The organism is Thermomonas sp. (genome assembly GCF_041919455.1).
Classification (GTDB): Bacteria; Pseudomonadota; Gammaproteobacteria; order Xanthomonadales; family Xanthomonadaceae; genus Thermomonas.
This window is the reverse complement of the sequence record NZ_JAYRTQ010000001.1, coordinates 158,547-177,557: the sequence shown is the minus strand read 5'-3', so window position 1 is coordinate 177,557 and position 19,011 is coordinate 158,547. Positions and strand designations below refer to the sequence as shown.

15 protein-coding genes are annotated in these 19,011 nt (G+C 67.8%); 7 read left to right on the top strand and 8 right to left on the bottom strand.

Translation table 11 applies throughout. The features are described from left to right. The first annotated feature begins 57 nt into the window (after positions 1 to 57). Positions 58 to 273, top strand: a complete 216-nt coding sequence (locus tag ACE3T8_RS00750) for a hypothetical protein (protein ID WP_374605988.1) — start codon at positions 58 to 60, stop codon at positions 271 to 273. Between the two features lie 84 nt (positions 274 to 357). On the opposite strand, the gene ACE3T8_RS00745 is transcribed toward ACE3T8_RS00750, so the two are convergent. From ACE3T8_RS00745 to ACE3T8_RS00735, 3 genes are all read right to left on the bottom strand, one after another. Beyond that, positions 358 to 1,410: a LacI family DNA-binding transcriptional regulator gene (locus tag ACE3T8_RS00745; RefSeq protein ID WP_374605987.1), complete on the bottom strand. Its 1,053-nt coding sequence runs from the start codon at positions 1,408 to 1,410 to the stop codon at positions 358 to 360. Positions 1,411 to 1,576: 166 nt separating this feature from the next. Next, positions 1,577 to 3,469 (bottom strand): signal peptide peptidase SppA, encoded by a 1,893-nt coding sequence (gene sppA / locus ACE3T8_RS00740; RefSeq protein WP_374605986.1) that lies wholly within the window; start codon positions 3,467 to 3,469, stop codon positions 1,577 to 1,579. 73 nt (positions 3,470 to 3,542) lie between these two features. Then, positions 3,543 to 4,937: an MATE family efflux transporter gene (locus tag ACE3T8_RS00735; RefSeq protein WP_374605984.1), complete on the bottom strand. Its 1,395-nt coding sequence runs from the start codon at positions 4,935 to 4,937 to the stop codon at positions 3,543 to 3,545. Positions 4,938 to 5,006: 69 nt separating this feature from the next. Between ACE3T8_RS00735 and ACE3T8_RS00730 the strand changes: the two genes are divergently transcribed. Then, a complete protein-coding gene (locus ACE3T8_RS00730) occupies positions 5,007 to 6,200 on the top strand; it encodes a DUF3667 domain-containing protein (protein ID WP_374605983.1) in 1,194 nt (397 codons plus the stop codon). An 11-nt stretch (positions 6,201 to 6,211) separates the two neighbouring features. Here ACE3T8_RS00730 and ACE3T8_RS00725 read toward each other — a convergent pair whose 3' ends face one another. Then, on the bottom strand, positions 6,212 to 7,600 hold the full coding sequence (locus ACE3T8_RS00725) for a DUF3106 domain-containing protein (RefSeq protein WP_374605981.1): 1,389 nt from the start codon (positions 7,598 to 7,600) through the stop codon (positions 6,212 to 6,214). Between the two features lie 444 nt (positions 7,601 to 8,044). Between ACE3T8_RS00725 and ACE3T8_RS00720 the strand changes: the two genes are divergently transcribed. From ACE3T8_RS00720 to ACE3T8_RS00710, 3 genes are all read left to right on the top strand, one after another. Beyond that, the gene (locus ACE3T8_RS00720) at positions 8,045 to 10,288 is read left to right on the top strand and encodes a primosomal protein N' (protein ID WP_374605979.1); all 2,244 of its coding nucleotides are present in this window, start codon (positions 8,045 to 8,047) and stop codon (positions 10,286 to 10,288) included. Between the two features lie 102 nt (positions 10,289 to 10,390). Continuing rightward, positions 10,391 to 11,332, top strand: a complete 942-nt coding sequence (tal, locus tag ACE3T8_RS00715) for a transaldolase (RefSeq protein ID WP_374605978.1) — start codon at positions 10,391 to 10,393, stop codon at positions 11,330 to 11,332. A gap of 143 nt (positions 11,333 to 11,475) precedes the next feature. Then, a complete protein-coding gene (locus ACE3T8_RS00710; protein ID WP_374605976.1) occupies positions 11,476 to 12,612 on the top strand; it encodes a site-specific DNA-methyltransferase in 1,137 nt (378 codons plus the stop codon). Here ACE3T8_RS00710 and ACE3T8_RS00705 read toward each other — a convergent pair. After that, complete coding sequence (locus tag ACE3T8_RS00705) at positions 12,603 to 13,208, bottom strand: hypothetical protein (protein WP_374605975.1); 606 nt, start codon at positions 13,206 to 13,208, stop codon at positions 12,603 to 12,605. The genes ACE3T8_RS00710 and ACE3T8_RS00705 overlap by 10 nt on opposite strands. Positions 13,209 to 13,277: 69 nt before the next feature. Here ACE3T8_RS00705 and ACE3T8_RS00700 point away from each other — a divergent pair, with 69 nt between their 5' ends. Further along, complete coding sequence (locus ACE3T8_RS00700) at positions 13,278 to 14,564, top strand: NAD(P)/FAD-dependent oxidoreductase (RefSeq protein WP_374605973.1); 1,287 nt, start codon at positions 13,278 to 13,280, stop codon at positions 14,562 to 14,564. On the opposite strand, the gene ACE3T8_RS00695 is transcribed toward ACE3T8_RS00700, so the two are convergent. Continuing rightward, on the bottom strand, positions 14,537 to 15,004 hold the full coding sequence (locus ACE3T8_RS00695; RefSeq protein ID WP_374605972.1) for a DUF1203 domain-containing protein: 468 nt from the start codon (positions 15,002 to 15,004) through the stop codon (positions 14,537 to 14,539). The genes ACE3T8_RS00700 and ACE3T8_RS00695 overlap by 28 nt on opposite strands. Before the next feature lie 131 nt (positions 15,005 to 15,135). Here ACE3T8_RS00695 and ACE3T8_RS00690 point away from each other — a divergent pair, with 131 nt between their 5' ends. Beyond that, complete coding sequence (locus tag ACE3T8_RS00690; protein WP_374605970.1) at positions 15,136 to 15,765, top strand: trimeric intracellular cation channel family protein; 630 nt, start codon at positions 15,136 to 15,138, stop codon at positions 15,763 to 15,765. Positions 15,766 to 15,827: 62 nt separating this feature from the next. Here ACE3T8_RS00690 and rpoH read toward each other — a convergent pair whose 3' ends face one another. Beyond that, positions 15,828 to 16,709 carry an RNA polymerase sigma factor RpoH gene (rpoH, locus tag ACE3T8_RS00685; RefSeq protein ID WP_374605969.1) on the bottom strand — a complete coding sequence of 294 codons (882 nt, stop codon included), beginning with the start codon at positions 16,707 to 16,709 and terminating at the stop codon, positions 15,828 to 15,830. Between the two features lie 168 nt (positions 16,710 to 16,877). After that, positions 16,878 to 18,911, bottom strand: coding sequence for a M3 family metallopeptidase (locus tag ACE3T8_RS00680; protein WP_374605967.1), 2,034 nt, complete (start codon positions 18,909 to 18,911; stop codon positions 16,878 to 16,880). Positions 18,912 to 19,011 lie beyond the last annotated feature (100 nt).

The following is a 19,011-nucleotide window of genomic DNA, read 5'->3' as shown; positions in this document are numbered from 1 at the left end:
CTCCGATGCGTGGGGTCGGGCGTAGGATAGGCCACGTCCGCACCGCTGGAGCCTGTCATGCGCATCGCAACGTCCCTCGCCTGGCTGCTCGTGGTCGCACTGTCGGGATGCTCGCCGCCGAAGCCGCCGGAAGAGGAACGTCGTCCGGAGCCACAGGCTGCGGGGGTCGTGCAGGCCGCGGATGCGTACAAGGATGCCGCGCGTGCCGCGGTGGCGAAGACCGAAGACGCGGCCGCGAAGGAGAAGGCGGCGCTCGACGCCGCGACGCAGTGAGTCGCTAGTCGAAACCGTTCCACCAGTCGCAACAGGACCAGCGGTCCCTTCTGCGGGGAAACCCGTCAACAAGCCGCGTACGGGTCACTCGGGTGGCCGGGCTGAATCGCGGATGATCAGGTGCGGGCGAATGCTGGCCGCGGACAGGGCCACCGCGGCTTCCGGCTGGATCAGCATGGCCGCGGCGATGCGGCCGGTATCGCGGGTGTGCCGGCGCACCGAGGTCAGCGAGGGCCACAGGCGCGAGGCCAAAGGACTGTCGTCGAAGCCGACCACCGACAGCTGGCGCGGGATGGCGATGCCGGCGCGCATCGCGACCTTGTACACGCCGGCGGCCATCTCGTCGTTGCTGCAGAAGATCGCGGTGGGACGCTGCTTGCCGAACAGCAACTTCTCCGCCGCAGCCACGCCGGATTCGAAGGTGTAGCCGGCTTCGACCACGCGCGCCTTCGGCACCTGCACGCCCTTGCTGGCCATCGCCTCGATGAAGCCCTGGGTGCGCTCGATCGCCGAGCGGTACGCCTGCGGGCCGGTGATCAGGGCGATGTCGGCATGGCCCAGCCCCAAGAGGTAATCGGCGACTTCGGCCGCGCCGTTGCGGTCGTGCGTCACCACCATCCGCGAGGGCTCGTCCATCGCCACCGAGGCGATGCGGGTGTAGCGGCAGTCGATGTCGGCGAGCATGTCGGCCAGCGCCTGGTCTTCCGAGGCGCGCGGCACCAGCATCACCCCGTGCAGCTTCTGCTGCTGGGCGAAGCGGCGCACGCCATCGATGTAGCCGGGGCTGCGGCTGTCGCAGGGATGCACGACCAGCTCGAAGCCGGAATCGCGCAGCGCGTCCAGTGCGCCGTACTGCATGTTGACGATGTACTGCGCGGTCGGATTGTCGTAGACCATGCCGATCAGGAACGACTTGCGGAACGCCAATCCGCGCGCCATCGGGTCGGGACTGTAGCCGACCTCGCGCATCACCGCCTCGACCCGTTCGCGGGTGTCCTTCCGCACCAGCGGCGAGTCGTTGATGATCCGCGATACGGTCTTCTTCGACACTCCCGACAGGCGCGCGATGTCGTTGATCGTGGAGGCCTTGCCCGATGCAGAGGCATCGGAACCGGCGGCTTTCCTGCGAGCGATCATTGTCGGGCTTGCTCTTCGCTGGGCAGCTGACCTGCTTTGATTCTAGCGACCGCGCACCTCGACGTGTCAGCCACGGTGGAAGACTGGTCCAGGGCCGCATGGTGACACCGCACCAGCGAATGGCGAGCGCCGCGACGTCGGCCTGCGGACGAGGCTGCGCGTGTGCTTACTGCGGCATGCAGAAGCAATAGGCCAACGGCGTCACCCGTGCGTTGCCCGGCGTGCGCAGCGCGTTCTCGATGAAGCGCAACGGTGCCTGCGCCTGCAACTGGCGCGCCAGCACGAGCTCGCCGATGCCGGACGCCTGCAGCACCGACAATCCGGCGCGGCTCTGCAGCATGCCGCCGAACCACTGCGACAGCGGCGTGGCGCTGTCTTCGATGTAACGCGCCTGCCAGGCATCGGGCTTGCCGAGCTTGGCGCGCGCCGCGGCATCGGCCAGCGCGGCATCCAGGCCGCCGAGCACGTCGACCAGGCCGCGTTCCCTGGCCTGCGCGCCGCTCCACACGCGACCGCGCGCGACCTCGTCGATCTGCTGCACGCTGCGGCCGCGCGCCTGCGCGACCTTGCCCGTGAAGTCGCGGTAGCCCTTTTCGATCACCGACTGCACCGTGGTGGCCACGCCCGGATCCAGCGGACGGGTAATGTCGAAGGCGCCGGCGTACTTCGCGGTGGACACGCCATCGGTGCGCACGCCGATCTTGCCCAGGCTGCGGTCGATGGTCGGGAACAGCCCGAAGATGCCGATCGAGCCGGTGATCGTCGACGGATCCGCGTAGATGCGATCCGCGTTCATGCTGATCCAGTAGCCGCCCGATGCGGCGACATCGCCCATCGAGACCACCACCGGCTTGCCGGCCTGCTTCAGCGCCGCGACTTCGCGGCGGATCTGCTCGGAGGCGAACACTTCGCCGCCCGGGGAGTTCACCCGCAGCACCACCGCCTTCACGTTGTCGTCGTCGCGCGCGTCGCGCAGCAGCATCGAGGTGGATTCGCCGCCAACCTGGCCGGGTGGCAGTTCGCCGCCGGCGATCGCGCCTTCGGCCACCACCACCGCGACCTGCGGACGCACGTCCGCCTGCGGCAACGCGCCGTCGAGGTGCTGGAGGTAGGTGTCCAGCGCGACCTGGCGGAAACCGCCGGCCGCGCCCTCATCGGCCACGCCGCGCTCGAGCAGCAGGTCCTCGACCTCCTCGCGGGTCTTCAGGCCATCGACCAGTTTCTGGTTCAACGCCAGCTGGGCGAGGTCGCCATTGACCGCCTTCACCTGCTCGGCCAGCGCATCGGCCTGCAGCGCCAGCGTGGCCGGAGCGATGCCGCGCGCCTTGCCGGCGTCGGCCAGCATCCGCTGCCAGAGGTCGTTCATCCAGAACAGGTCGGCTTCCTTCGATTCCGGCGATGCGCCGTCGAGGATGTAGGGCTCGGCCGCGGACTTGTACTCGCCGACCTTGAACAGGTGCACGTCCACGCCGAGCTTGTCCTGCAGCGCCTCGCGGAAGTACTGGCGGTACGAGGCCAGGCCTTCCAGCATCACCCCGCCCTGCGACATCGGGTCCAGGTAGATCTCGTTGGCCTGCGCGGCCAGCAGGTACTGGCCCTGGCTGTAGTTGTCGCCGAACGCGACCACCTGCTTCTTCGCGGCCTTGACCTTGGCGATCGCCGCGGCGACATCGCGCAAGCTGGCGAAGCCGCTGGGCTGCAGGTCATCCAGGTGCAGGACGACGCGCTCGATGCGGGTGTCCGTGCGGGCGGCGTCGAGCGCGCGCAGCAGGTCGCGCAGGCGCACCTCGCGGCAGTCCTGGCTGTTGGTGGCACGGGCAAAGCTGCGGCTCAGCGGATCGCAGCTGTACTGCTCGACCAGCCGGCCTTCAGGCGCGATCACCAGGGTCGAGCGTTCGCCGATCGGCGCCAGCTTGCCGCCGCCGAACAGCATGGCCAGCACGAGGACCAGCAGGGCCAGGAACAGCAGGTTGAACACCAGCCGGCGGGTGAAGTTGACCGTGTCCCACAGGCCGATGGCGATGCGGGCGATGGGTCCGCGACGGCGCGGTTCGTTCATGCGGGGAACTCCGGGAATGCAACGCCGATGCGGCGCGTGGACATGGGCATGCTAGCGGGCGGGCGTGAAACGCTCATCCGCCGTCGGTCACCGTGACCGATGGCGCGGGGGACACGATGGGGACGCGCAGGCTGCTGCGCAAGAATCGACGCGCCATCAGGAAGGCGGCGACGGTGAGTCCGGCGGTCAGGCCCAGCCACATCCCGCGCGGCCCCCAGCCCAGCACCAGGCCCAGCCCGGCACCGACCGGCATGCCGATGCCCCAGTAAGCCAGCATCGCCAGCAACATCGGGACACGCGTGTCCTTGAGTCCGCGCAACGCACCGGCCGACAGCACCTGGATGCCGTCCGGGAACTGGAACAAAGCGGCGTACAGCAGCAACGACGCGGCCAATGCGACCACCGCGGCATCGCCGGTGTACAGCACGGCGATCGCCTGGTTGCCGAACAGCAGCACCAGCGCGGAAGTGGCCTGCATGGCCAGCACCAGGACCAACCCGGCGAAGTAGGCGCGGCGCAGCCCGCCGCGATCACCGCGGCCGAGTGCATGGCCGACCCGGATCGTGGTGGCCTCGGCCACGCCGAACGGAATCATGAAACACAGCGAGGCAACGTTGATCGCGATCTGGTGCGCGGCCACCGGCAGTTCGCCCAAGCGCCCGATCAGCAACGCGGTGACGATGAACAGGCTGCCCTCCATCGCCACCATCACCCCGATCGGCAGGCCGGTGCGCAGCAGGTCGCGCTGCACGTGCCAATGCGGTGCCTGCCAGTGCGAGAACAGCTGCAGGTCGGCGAAGCGGCGCGAACGCCACAGGTACAGCGCGAACGCGATCGCCTGCGCCCAGAACATCAGCGCCGAGGCAATGCCGAGGCCAACCGCCCCCATCTCCGGGAAACCGTACAAGCCATTCGCCATCACGTAGCCCAGCGGCGCCAGCAGCAGCAGGCCGCCGAAGCCCAGCACCATCGTCGGCATCGACCAGTGCAGGCCATCGCTGAGGTAGCGCATCGCCAGGTACAGGGTGAACGCCGGGATGCCCCAGCGGATCGCGTGGATGAAGTCGGTGGCGCCGGGAATGATGTCGGCGGCCATGCCCATCGGTGCGAGCGCCAGCGGCGCCAGCGTCATCAATCCGAACAGCAGCAGGCCCAGGGCGACCGCCAGCCACAGCGCCTGGCGGAACAGCGGGCCGATCTCGCCGCGACGACCGGCGCCGTCCAGCTGCGAGACCGACGGCGGCAAGGCCATCAGCACGCCCATCGGCAGCATCATCGGCAGCCAGAACAGCGCGGTGCCCACAGCGACCGCCGCCAGCGTCGCAGTGCCATGGTGGCCGGCCACCACCGCATCCACGAAACCGACCAGCCCATGCGACAGATGCCCGGCCGCGAGCGGGGCGGCCAGGCGCGCGGTGCGGGCCACTTCCGTGCGGAAGCGCGGCGTCTGCAGGGCTTCGGGTGTCATGGATTCGATCACGCGCGGTGGCGTTGGCACGCGCGGGCTGCCATCTTAACGGCACATGGAGCGATGCCGATGAACACCACCACCGACCAAGCCGCAGCGACCACGGACAGCGCGGGCACGCCCGCGCAAGCGACCTGCCGCAACTGTGGCTCGCCGTTGCACGGCCCGCACTGCTATGCCTGCGGGCAACCGGTGAAAGGCTTGGTGCGCCCGCTGGGCAACCTGTTCGGCGACTTTCTGGACAGCGTGTTCAACATCGACACGCGGGTGCTGCGGACGATCCCGCCGCTGTTCGCCAAGCCGGGCTTCCTGACCACCGAATATTTCGCCGGCCGCCAGGTGCGTTACGTCACCCCGGTGCGGCTGTTCTTCTTCCTCGCGATCATCACGTTTTTCGTCGCCCAGCTGACCACCGATGTCGGCTCCGACATCGTCCAGGTGAACGCCGAAGACAGCAACGACAACGACAACGACGACATCGGCAGCGCCAGCACGGTGGCGGAGGTCGAGAAGGCGCGCGACGCACGCCTGGCCAACCTGGCCGCAGCGAAGGCACGCATGGCGAACACGCCGGCCAAGACCGGGATTGGCGGCATCGAGGCAGGTGAGGCGCAAGTGCGCGCCACCGCGACGGAACGCATCAGGCAACTGCGGGAGGCACAGGCGAAAGGTGAAGCGCCGCCACCGCCGATGCAGGACAGCTTCAACTTCAAGGTCAACGGCGAACGCTGGGATCGGCAGAAGAATCCCCTCGACACATGGGGGCCCGGCTTTGTCGATGGCTGGGTCAACGATCAGATCGCGCGCGCCAACGGCAATATCCAGCGGCTCAAGAAGGACCGCACCGCCTTCAAGGACGCGGTGCTGAGTGCGGTGCCCACCACCCTGTTCGTGCTGGTGCCGGTGTTCGCGCTGATGCTGAAGCTGGCCTTCGTGTTCAAGCGCAGGCTGTACATGGAGCACATCGTGGTGGCGCTGCACAGCCACGCCTTCCTGTGCCTGGACCTGCTGCTGGTACTGCTGGTGCGCGCGCTGGAAGGCTGGGTGGCGCCCAACCCCGGCGCGCTGGCCACGGTCTTCGGCTGGATCGAAGGACTGCTGATCCTGTGGATGCCGATCCACCTGCTGCTGATGCAGAAGCGCGTGTATGCGCAGGGGTGGCCGATGACCCTGCTGAAGTATTTCCTGCTGGGCACCTGCTACACGGTCCTGCTCAGCTTTGCGCTGGTGGCGAGCGCGGCGATCGGACTGGTGGCGATGTAGTGCAGGCCGCTTCAGCCCTGCACTTTCGCCAGCATCCACGCCCGCCGCTCTGCCGCCGGCACCCGCAGCAGGTCAAGCCGCAATGCGTCGCGCTCCTCCGGCGGAGTGATCTGCGCCAGCCGTTCCAGCGCGTCGATGTCCACCGCGTCGGCGGCGCGCAAGAGGGCCAGCAAGGGGACGCGCTGCGCTTCCGGCGCGAACGCGAACAGCGGCGCGACGCGTGGCCAATCGCGGCCCATCTTCGGACCCAGCCACCACCCTTGGCGTGCGTCCGCGGGCAAGGCGCGGAAGCGCATGCGCAAGGCGTCCTGGTCTTCGCTGCCGACACGCTGCCAGCGCGCGGCGATGGCACGCAGCAGGACCCGCTCCGCCGGCTGCAGCGCGCGCCATGCGGCCCAGGCAGCGCGTTGCAGCGCACGCTGCTTGGGAGGTAACGCATCCCATCCACGCATGCGCCGGGCGATGTCGCCGGCATCGGCGGACGGGGCGGCCGGCGGCGCATCGAGCGGCGCGATCACCACCGGCAGGCGTGGCGCATCCGCGGCCTTCGCATCGTCTGCGGCGTCGCCCAGCCAGGCCAGCAACGGCAGTTGCCGCGCAATGGCCAGTTCGCCCGGCGCGGCCAACAGCTCGCGGTCCGGGTGCAGGGCGAGGTCGTCGGCATCGAAGCGCGCCCGGGGCGATGCCGCGGCGTCGAGGGGCTCGCGCTTGATCTCCGCGCGCCACTGGCCCAGGACCTCGCGTCCGCGCGGATGCAGGAAGAACGTGGCGACCATCGCAACGACGCACAGCGCCACGCCGATCCACAGCCAACGCAGGCGATGGCGGTGGCGAGTATCGACATCGACCGATGGGGAGTGCGCACGCACCTGCGGAGCGGGTCTCGCCGGCACGGCGGTGGGTGCTTCGGGTTCCGTCGGCTGCGCCAGTTCACGCTCCGCCGCCGCGCGCCAGGCGCGCCAGACATCGACATCGGGCTGGTCCAGCGCGTCGAGCGGCAGGGCGTCGCGAATGCGTGCCTGGTAGGCGGCGGTGCCGATGCCGAGCGCGCCGGCCGCATCCGCATCGTCCAGCGCCGCGACCAGGTGCAGCAGAACCGCCGCCCGCGCCTCCACCGGCAGGCGAGCGATGCCCGGCAAGCGTGCTGCGGGGCCGGCGACCGGCGGCTTGCGCATCGACGGCGCGGCCAGCAGCAGCCGCCAGTACTGGCGCGGCCATTCGGCGATCGGCCATTGCCCGGCCTCGCTGGCGAAGACCCGGGCGACCACCGCCAGCGCATGCCGGGCCGACGCCTCGTCGCCGGCCTGCACCTCGGCAAACAGGCGGGCGCGCCTGTCGATGCCGCGCAGGAACGCGGTCACCGCCGCCGGCGAAGGGGTGTCGGATGCGGCGGGGGTCATGGGCAAGTCATGGGCACGCCCCATCTTAGCCGGGCAATCCGTCGCAGGCCGGCCAAAAAACCGCTTGACACGCCCTCCGCGGGCGGCTCCGCAAGCAATGGCGCGGGTGGCGGGCAAACCAGTTGTGCACAGCCGTCAAGAAATCGTCACGCAAGCCGGTTTCACGCAATCGGAACACCGCGTGACAACCGTGTTTCACGGTCAAGTGACTGATTTCCAAGGAAATGGCTTGGATGGTGGTTTTTTCGCCAGCGGCAGGACAAGGCCCATGTGACGGCCCTCGCGCAGGGTCATCCTGAGGCGATTCACAGACTTATCCACATGCAATGTGGATAAGCGGGCTTTCCCAGCAGGAACAGGCACTTGTGGCACTTTGGTGCGGATCGGCTCAGCTTTGCGCTGCAACTCGGCAGCAACCAGACCCGGGCCCGCTAGACTGGCCCGATGCCGGCCCCGACCTCCACCCCCGTGCTGCACGTGGCCCTGCCGGTGCCGCTGCCGCGGCTGTTCGACTACCTGCCACCCACCGGCTGCGACGCCGGATCGGTCGCCGTCGGCCAGCGGCTGCGGGTGCCGTTCGGTGCGCGCGAGGTCTGCGGGATCGTCATCGGCCACGGCCATGCCGAACCCGGCGTGGAGCTGCGCCAGGCGCTGGCCCTGCCCGATCCGGCGCCGCTGCTGCAGGGCGAGCTGCTGGCCTCGCTGCAGTGGCTGGCGGGCTACCTGCACGCGCCGCTCGGCGAGGTGCTGGCCACCGCCCTGCCGGCCGCACTGCGGCGTGGCGAACCCGCCGCAGACACGACGGCATACGGCTGGGTGCTGACCGAGGCCGGCCGCACCGCCCTGCCGGCGATGCGCGCGGGCAAGCCGAAGACACTGGCGATGCTGCTGGAAAGCCTGCGCGACGAAGACGGCCTGGACGATGCCGCGCCCGGCTGGCGCACGGCGCTGCGCAGCCTGCGCGAACGCGGGCTGGTCGAGCGTGTCGAGATCGAGCAGAAAAGGGGTCAGAGTCATTTTTCGGTCGAAGAGCACGAACCACCGAGACATCACGACCGAAAACATGACTCTGACCCCTTTTCTGCGCTCAACGACGAACAGCGCGCTGCCGCCGACGCAATCCGCGCCGCCGACGGCTTCGCCGCGTTCCTGCTGGACGGCGTGACCGGAAGCGGCAAGACCGAGGTCTACCTGGACGCCATTGCCGACTGTCTCGCGCGCGACAAACAGGCGCTGGTGCTGGTGCCGGAGATCGGCCTGACCCCGCAGGCGCTCGCCCGCTTCCGCACGCGCCTGGGCGTGCCGGTGCACGCGCTGCATTCCGGCCTGAACGACAACGCGCGCGCGCGGGTCTGGCTGGCCGCCGCGCGCGGGCAGGCACGGGTGATCGTGGGCACGCGATCGGCAGTGTTCGTGCCGTTGCCGGAAGCCGGCATCGTCATCGTCGACGAGGAGCACGACGGCAGCTACAAGCAGTTCGACGGCATCCGCTACCACGCGCGCGATGTCGCCATCGTCCGCGCCCGCGCACTCGGCGTGCCGGTGGTACTGGGCAGCGCCACGCCCTCGCTGGAATCGCTGCACAACGCGCAGGCCGGTCGTTACGCGCACTTGCGGCTGCGCCATCGCGCCGGCAACGCGAGGCCGCCTCACGTGCAGGTGCTGGACGTGCGCAAGCGGCCCTTGCACGCGGGCTTGGGCGAGGACGCACTCACCGCGATCCACCGCGCGCTGGAGGCAGGCGGCCAGGTGCTGGTGTTCCGCAATCGTCGCGGCTACGCGCCGGTGCTGCTCTGCCACGACTGCGGATGGAGCGCGCACTGCCCGCGTTGCAGCACGCCGGACAAGCCCACGCCGATGACCGTGCATGCGCATGGCCGGCGCCTGCAATGCCATCACTGCGGCCATCGCAAGCCGTCGCCGCTGGCCTGCCCGGATTGCGCCAGCCTGGGCCTGCAACCGCAAGGCAATGGCACCGAGCGCATCGAGGCCGAACTGCAGGCGCGCTTCGCCGCCGTGCCGGTGCTGCGCATCGACCGCGGCAGCACCGGGCATCGCGATGCCCTGCAGCAACACTTCGACGACCTCGGCAGCCGGCCCGGCATCCTGGTCGGCACGCAGATGCTGGCGAAGGGCCACGACCTGCCCGACCTCACCCTGGTCGTGGTCGTCGGCATCGACGAAGGCCTGTTCTCCGCCGATTTCCGCAGCAGCGAGAAGCTCGCGCAATTGCTGGTGCAGGTCGCGGGTCGCGCTGGCCGCGCGGACAAGGCCGGCACCGTGCTGCTGCAGACCCACCATCCCGAGCATCCGTTGCTGCAGATCCTGGTCCATGGCGGCTACCACGCCTTCGCCGAGGGCGAACTGGCGCTGCGCCAGGCCGCCGGCTTTCCGCCGTTCGCCCATCTCGCCCTGCTGCGCGCGGAAGCGAAGCACGCCGACCCGCCGATGCAGTTCCTGCAACGGGCAAAGGACGCACTGCGCGATGCCGTGGTCGGCGTCGCCGGCCCGCTGCCCGCACCGATGCCGCGCCGCGCCGGCTACCAGCGCGCGCAACTCATCCTGTCCGCCGCGCAGCGCCGCGACCTGCATGGCGCGCTGGATGCGATGCTGCCCGTGCTGTACGCCGCGCCGGACGCGCGCAAGCTGCGCTGGTCGCTGGACGTGGATCCGGTCGAGTTGTACTGAGCGCAACGGCCATGCCGTTTTCGGCATCGGCGATCACGCCTCCGCATTGGTCGCGCGCGCCGCATCGGCGACAATCGCGGCACACCCCACGCAGTCGTCGCCATGACCAACCAGCTCGAACAGCTCCGCCAGCAGTCCGTCGTGGTCGCAGACACCGGCGACATCGAGGCCATCGCCCGCTTCAAGCCGATCGACGCCACCACCAATCCGTCGCTGTTGCTGAAGGCGGCATCGCTGCCCGCCTACGCATCGCATATCGAGGCCGCCGTCGCCGCAGCGCATGGCGACGACAAGGTCGGCGACGCCTGCGACCGGCTGGCGGTGGCGATCGGCAGCGAGATCCTCAAGCTGGTGCCCGGCCGCGTCTCCACCGAGGTCGATGCGCGGCTGAGCTTCGATACCGAGGCCAGCATCGCCAAGGCGCACAAGCTGGTGCAGCTGTATGCCGATGCCGGCATCGGCAGCGAACGCCTGTTGATCAAGCTCGCATCGACCTGGGAAGGCATCCGTGCCGCCGAACGGCTGGAGCGCGACGGCATCCAGTGCAACCTGACCCTGCTGTTCTCGTTCGCACAGGCCGTCGCCTGCGCGGAAGCCGGTGTGTTCCTGATCTCGCCCTTCGTCGGCCGCATCCTCGACTGGCACCTGGCCAACGGCATGCAGCAACCGGCCACGCCGCAGGACGATCCCGGCGTGCAGTCGGTGCAGCGCATCTGGCACTACTACAAGCAGCACGGCTACGACACCGTGGTGATGGGCGCGAGCTTCCGCAACACCGGCGAAGTGCTGGCGCTGGCCGGTTGCGACCGGCTGACGATCTCGCCCGACCTGCTGGCCGCGCTCGAGCAATCCGATGCCGCGGTCGACGCCGCGCTGGTCGACGCCGGCACGCGCACCGTGCCGCCCGCGCGCCTCGATGAAGCCGCGTTCCGCTGGCAGCACAACGAGGACGCGATGGCCACCGACAAGCTCGCCGACGGCATCCGCAAGTTCGCGGTGGACCAGCGCAAGCTGGAAGCGCTGCTGGCCGCGAAGCTGGGATAGAGAGCGCCCGGTCCTCCGACTACGCGGTCGCGGATTCGCAAACGGTGCGACACCCCTGCGGGACTCTGTTCGTCCGCGATTGCAAAAAGACGTCTTGACGTCTATTGTCGTGCCTGGGTCAGGGTGTATATGCGAGATCCAACATGAAACAGATGCCAGGCGCAGTTCGCGACTCCATCATCCGCGCCCTTTCGGCCCGACCCAAGGGCGCGCCCGTCAAGGACATCATCGATGCAGTCAATGACAAGCTCGGCCCGACACCTGCTTCTTCGATACGCTCCTATCTGAACCTCAATGCAGGCCGTTATTTCGTCAGAAGTGAGCGCGGCGTCTATCGATTGCACGAAGACATGTTCGACTCCTCTCGCTTTGATCTTTTCGAGAAAGGAATTGCCAACGATAGTCCAGCTTCCGAAACATTCCGCTTTGGAGCCGCGTCTCTGGTGCATGCGGACTGCTTCGATTGGTTGCGGACACGGCCTGCTTCGTCTCTGCATGCGGTAATTACCGACCCACCTTATGGCTTGATCGAGTACAGCGATGTCGAGCAAGCCAAGCTACGCGGTGGAAAGGGTGGAGTGTGGAGAATCCCCCCTTCATTCGACGGCGCCAAACGCACGCCTCTCCCAAGATTCACGGTTCTGACCCAGCAGGATGTCGTCGCGCTCGAGGAGTTCTTTCTACAATGGGGGAAGCTACTCCTGCGGGCACTTGTGCCGGGCGCAAATGTCGTCGTCGCCTCCAATCCCCTTCTATCGCATGTGGTTTCCACTGCTCTGGCAAAGGCTGGTTTGGAGCGAAGGGGCGAGATCGCCAGGTTGGTGATGACAATGCGTGGCGGGGATAGGCCCAAGGCCGCCCACGAAGAATTTCCGGATGTCAGCGTCATGCCTCGTTCCATGTGGGAACCGTGGCTGACCTTCCGCAAGCCGCTAGAAGGCAGGGCTCAGGACAATCTCCGGAAGTGGGGAACCGGGGGATTCCGCCGCCCCTCTCGCGACAAGCCATTCGGCGATGTGATTCCTTCCGCACCGACTCGCGCCCGAGAGCGCTCGATCGTGCCGCACCCAAGCCTCAAGCCCCAGGATTTCATGCGAAAACTGGTTCGCGCATCGCTTCCCCTTGGAACAGGCATCGTGTGCGATCCGTTCGCAGGTTCAGGCTCGACATTGGCTGCCGCAGAAGCCGTTGGGTACGCGAGTATCGGCATCGAACGCGACGCCGAGTATTTCGCACTTGCCCGCGGGGCGATCCCCAAACTCGCGAAATTTCAGCCCTGAGATTTGTAGATCCAGTTCGACCGCAACTTGGCGACGCCGTCCTTGTGCAGCGTCGCAGTCCTTGTTCCGAGTTCGCCTCGCGCATTCTTGCGAAAATCTTCGCGCGTCACGTCACCCATATAGACCTCGGTAAATGTCATCGGCTGCCGCGCGTTCGCCGGCTCGCTCTCTGCGTCGATCATATAGACGAAAACGCACATCCACTGGTCGCGGGCACCGTGGGTATCGACCGCACCACCCGCCTTGCGCGTTGTCTTGATCTCGACACCTTCGCTACCGGACTTGATCGCATCACCAGCATAAACGCCCTTGACGATCAGATCTGGATGACCGTTGAAGTATCTATTCTCGGTCAATGCTCGCGAATGCCGCGCCACGCTCGCCGTGAGCATGTCGGATAGCAAACCGGACATGATCGCGGGCCTTAGCATGTCATCCATCCGCTGCAGACCCTTCCCGATGAGCGCAGTATTCACATCGTAGAAAAAGTCATAAATATCCTGCATCGCCAACTCGAAGTCCTTCAGACGCAACTCGAACGGGAGTTTGGCTTTCGAGTTAAAAAACTGCACATCGACGTGGTTTCGGCGAATCATTAGCCTTCTCTCGATCCTGTGGCAACAGTCTAGAGCAAGACCCTATATGAGCATCTAGGACAGGCTTGCATGAAGAAAAGTCCCCACGTCGTCATCGTCGGCGGCGGTTTCGCCGGCCTGTGGGCAGTGCGCGCGCTGGCCACGGCAAAGGTGCGCATCACCCTGGTCGATCGCGGCAACCACCACCTGTTCCAGCCGCTGCTGTACCAGGTCGCCACCGCAGGCTTGTCCGCGCCGGACATCGCCGCGCCGCTGCGGCACATCCTGCGCAAGCAGCGCAATGTCGAAGTGCGCATGGCTTCGGTCACTGGCATCGAGGCCGACGCGAAGCGCATTGCGCTGGACGATGGCACGTCGCTCGATTTCGATTTCCTGCTATTGGCCAGCGGTGCGACGCATGCCTATTTCGGCAACGACCACTGGGCCGAGCACGCGCCCGGCCTGAAGACGCTGGACGATGCGCTGGACCTGCGTCGCAAGCTGTTGCTCGCGTTCGAGCGCGCCGAAGCCGCCAGCGATCCCGCCGAGCGCGAAGCCTGGCTGCATTTCGCCATCGTCGGTGGCGGCCCGACCGGAGTGGAGCTCGCCGGCACCCTGGCCGAGATCGCGAAGCACACGCTGAAGGACGAGTTCCGCAACATCGATCCGGCCAGTGCGCGCGTGCGCCTGGTCGAAGCCGGACCGCGCGTGCTCGCGGCATTCCCCGACGACCTGTCGGCGAAGGCGAAACGCCAGCTCGAAAAACTCGGCGTCGAAGTATCGACAGGCACGCCGGTGAAAGAGATCAACGCCGATGGCTACCAATTGGGCGAGGCCTTCGTGCCGGCGAAAACCGTGGTCTGGGCCGCGGGCGTGGCCGCATCACCGCTGGGCGCGATGCTCGGCACGGCGCTGGATCGCGCCGGGCGCGTGCAGGTGCAGCCGGACCTCAGCGTGCCCGGCCATCTCGACATCTTCGTCGCCGGCGACCTCGCCGCGCTGACGCAGGCGAATGGCAAGCCAGTGCCCGGCGTCGCACCCGCCGCCAAGCAGATGGGACGACTGGTCGCGCACAACATCCGCGCGCGGCTGTCGGGCGGCAAGACGAACGCGTTCGCCTACAAGGACTACGGCAACCTGGCCACCATCGGCCGCATGGCCGCGGTGGTGGACCTGGGCAAGCTGAAATTCTCCGGCCTGCTGGCATGGTGGTTCTGGCTGGTCATGCACGTGTTCTTCCTGATCGGTTTCCGCAACCGCGTGGTCGTGCTGCTCAACTGGTGGTGGGCGTACTGGAGCTACCAGCGCGCGGCGCGGATCATCCTCGGCCGCGATGCGGAAGACACCGATCAGGCACGCTCGACGCGGCAGGCGTAGCAGCCCGGCTTGGCGTAGTGCACGTGCAGGTAGGCCACGCGCTCGAGGGCGAACAATGCGGCGATGCCGGCCTCGATGCCGTTGCCCGGCACCACCTCCGCCCAGGCCATCATCCCGCGCGCATCGTAGGTGCGCAGCGACAGCAGGCGCGACCGCAGTTGTTCGGGTACTTCGCCGACGGCGGGCCGTGAACGCATGGCGGCTTCGCGCACGTAGATCGGCCCCGATGCGCGATACGGCGTGTCCACGTCATGGTGCAGGTAGGGCAACAGCAACACGCGCTCGCCCTCGCGTGCATCCTCCAGGCTGACCCGGCAGGGATAGTGCGGCTTGCCATCGGCGATGACGCGGCGGATCCCGCGCTCGCGCAGGACGCCATCGCCCAGCGGGAAGTCGGCGGCGAATGGCTCGACAGGCAACGCATGGAGCTGGAACGTCATGGCGGCACTCCTTCGTGGGAGCAGCAGCATCGCAACCGCACGCACGCCGCGAACACCGTTTCTTGCGCTGCGCATGACAATCACGCACGCTGCTGCGATCCTGCCGCCACCCCACGCCCGCGATCCTCTCCGTGTCCTTCGCCTTCGCCCTGCAGCTGTTCGACCTGGTCGGCATCTTCGTGTTCGCGCTCAGCGGCGGCGTGCTGGCGGTGCGCCATCGGCTGGACCTGTTCGGCGTGCTGGTCCTGGCCTGCGCCACCGCGGTTACCGGCGGCATGGTCCGCGACGTGCTGATCGGCGCGATTCCGCCTGCATCGCTGGCCGACTGGCGCTACCTGGCCACCGCGATGTTTGCCGGCCTGGTCACGTTCCGCTGGCACCGCATCATCGAGCGCCTGCGCAACCCGGTGCTGATGTTCGATGCCGCCGGGCTGGCGCTGTATGCGGTGCTCGGCACCGGCAAGGCCTTGGCCTTCGGGCTGTCGCCGTTCGCGGCCACCCTGCTCGGCATCATTACCGGCATCGGCGGCGGCATCGCCCGCGACCTGCTGGTCGCGCGCACGCCGGTGGTGCTGCAGCAGACCGAGCTGTACGCCGTCGCAGCATTGGCAGGCGGCGGCATCGTCGCCATCGCCCATGCGCTCGGCTGGCCTCAGGCCCCGGCGATGGTGGTCGGCGCCCTGCTGTGCTTCGGCCTGCGCTTCATGGCGATCCGCCGCGGCTGGCGCTTGCCGGTGGCGCGCGACGCCGACACGCCCTGATCCACAAATGCAAACGGCCCGGATCGCTCCGGGCCGTTTTCAATGCATCGATGCCGCTGCGCTTACGCCGCGAACAACGCCTTCATCTTCTTCAGCGCGTTGGCCTCGACCTGGCGGATGCGTTCGGCGGAGACGCCATATTCGTCGGCCAGTTCCTGCAAGGTCACCTTGCTGTCGGCATCCAGCCAGCGACGCTTGATGATGTCGCGCGAGCGCGCATCCAGCGAGGCCATGCCTTCGCGCAGCAGTTCCAGCTGGTTATCCTCGTCGTTGGCCGACTCGTAGGCCATCGCGGGATCGATGTCGTTGCTCGCGACGAGGTAGTTCACCGGCGCCGGCGGCGCGTTGTCGTCGTCGGCATCGTCCGGCGCATCGAAGCCGATGTCGCGACCAGACAGGCGCGATTCCATTTCCAGCACTTCGCGCTCGGAGACGTTGAGGTCCTTGGCCACCGCGCGCACTTCGTCCGCGTTGAGCCAACCCAGGCGGGTCTTGCTCTTGCGCAGGTTGAAGAACAGCTTGCGCTGCGCCTTGGTGGTCGCGACCTTGACGATGCGCCAGTTCTTGATGATGAACTCGTGCATCTCCGCGCGGATCCAATGCACGGCGAAACTGACCAGGCGCACGCCGACGGTCGGATCGAAACGCTTCACCGCCTTCATCAGGCCGATGTTGCCTTCCTGGATCAGGTCGCCGATCTGCAGGCCGTAACCGCTGTAGCCGCGGGCCACGTGGATGACGAACCGCAGGTGCGACAGGATGAGTTCCTGCGCCGCGGCGATGTCGTTGTCTTCGCGCAGGCGATGGGCCAGGCGCTGCTCGTCCTCGACGGTGAGGACGGGAATCTGGTGCACGGCGCCGATGTAGGCCTCCAGCGAACCCATGGCGCTGGGGATCGGCAGGTTGTTGGCGACGAGGGCGGTGGACATGGTGGCTCCGTTCATGTGGGCGATCTTAGCAGTCGACATATCCGACTGCTAACCGTGCCGATAGTTCACTACTGTTGCATTCATGGAACGCTGGCGCGCTCCGAACCCCATTGAGGCACAGGCCCCGTCAACCCGACGTGGGGATGCCTGCAGGCGGGTACAAGCCCATGGTTCCGGGCCGGGTCAGGCCGCCCCTGCGGCCATGCCGGCATGCCGCAACAGGGCATCGATGCGGGGCGCGCGGCCACGGAAAGCGGTGAAGTTCTCCAGCGCGCTGCGGCTGCCGCCGCGCGACAGGACTTCGGCCAGGAACCGCACGCCGGTCTCGGCGAGTCGGTCCGGGGCTTCCTCGAAGGCGGCATAGGCGTCGGCGCTGAGCACCTCGGCCCATTTGTAGCTGTAGTACCCGGCCGCATAGCCGCCGGCGAAGATGTGGCTGAACTGCTGCGGGAAGCGGTGCCAGGCTGGCGGGCGGTTGACCGCGACCTCGTCGCGGATCCGCTCGAGGAGCGCGGCGACGCTGTCGTTCGCCGGATCGAAGTCGCCATGGATGGCCATGTCGAACAGGGCGAATTCCAGCTGGCGCACGGTGGCCATGCCGCTCTGGAAATTGCGCGCCGCCAGCATCTTGTCGAACAGCGCGCGCGACAACGGCTCGCCGGTGTCCACGTGCGCGGTCATGGCCTGCACCCGCGCCCACTCCCAGCAGAAGTTCTCCATGAACTGGCTGGGCAGTTCCACCGCATCCCATTCCACGCCGTTGATGCCGGCCACCGGCAGCACGTCGACCGCGGTCAGCAGCTGGTGCAGGCCGTGGCCCATCTCGTGGAACAGGGTGGTGACCTCATCGTGGTTGAAGGTCGCTGGCTGGCCGTCCACGCCCTTGCCGAAATTGCAGACCAGATAGACAAGCGGTGTCTGCGTGCCGCCTGCGACGACGCGCCGGTTGCGGCAGTCGTCCATCCACGCGCCACCCCGCTTGCCCTCGCGGGCGTACAGGTCCAGATAGAACTGGCCGAGCAAGCGCCCGTCGCGATCCTCCACGCGGAAGAAACGCACGTCCGCGTGCCACGTGGGTGCCTCGTCCTCGCGCACGCGCACGCCGTACAGCGACTCGATCACGTCGAACAGGCCGGCCAGCACCCTGGGCTCAGTGAAGTAGCGCTTCACCTCCTGTCCGGAATAGCCATAGCGCGCCTGCTTCAGCTTGTCACTGGCGTAGGCCACGTCCCAGGGCTGCAGGTCGTCGATGCCGAGTTCGTCGCGGGCGAAGGCCTCCAGCTCCATGCGATCACGACGCGCGAAAGGCAGCGCGCGTCCGGCGAGATCGCGCAGGAAGCCCAGGACCTCGGCCGGCGACTTCGCCATCTTGGTCGCCAGCGAATAGTCGGCATAACTGGCGAAACCGAGCAGCGCGGCGAGCTCCGTGCGCAACGCGAGGATGCGGTCGATGTGGCCGCTGTTGTCGAGCGTGGCCGGTCCCTGTTCCGAGGCACGCACGCCGCTGGCGCGATACAGCGCCTCGCGCAGGCCGCGGTCGTCCGCGTAGGTTTGCACCGGCAGATAGCAGGGCATCTTCAGGGTCAGCGTCCAGCCAGGCTTTCCGGCTTTTCCGGCGGTGGCGCGGGCAGTGGCCACCACGTCGGCGGGCAGGCCGGACAGCCGCGCCTCGTCGTCGAGGTGCAGGCTGAAGGCATCGGTCGCGTCGAGCACGTTCTGCGAGAAGGTAGCCGACAGCGCCGAGAGTGCTTCCTGGATCGCGGCGAAACGCGCCTTGCCGGCATCGTCCAGCTCGGCGCCACCCAGGCGGAAATCGCGCAGCGCGTTGTCGACGACCTTGCGACGGGTGGCATCGTATTGCGCATGTTCGGGCGATGCCGCCAGCGCCTTGTATTGCGCGAACAACGCCAGGTTCTGGCCCAGCGCGGTACCGAAACGGGTGACCCTGGGCAGGTTGGCGTTGTAGGCCTCCCGCAGTTCGGGGGTATCGACCACGGCCTGCAGATGGGCGACTTGCCCCCATGCCCGCCACAGGCGCTCGGTGGCGTCTTCGAGCGGCGTCACGAAGCTGGCCCATGTCACCGGCGCGACGGTTTCCGCTTGCGACACCGCCGCCTCAGCCTCGGCGAGCAAGGCATCGATGGCGGGCGTGACGTGTGCGGCACGGATCGCGTCGAAGCGCGGCAGGCCGGAGAAATCGAGCAGCGGGTTGTCCATGGCGTCCTGCAACGAGAGTGCGATCCGATCGAGATGCGTCTGCCGGCGCGGCAAATCAACCGCGCGGCGCGATGCGGATGCGTAGAGCGTCGAACCCACA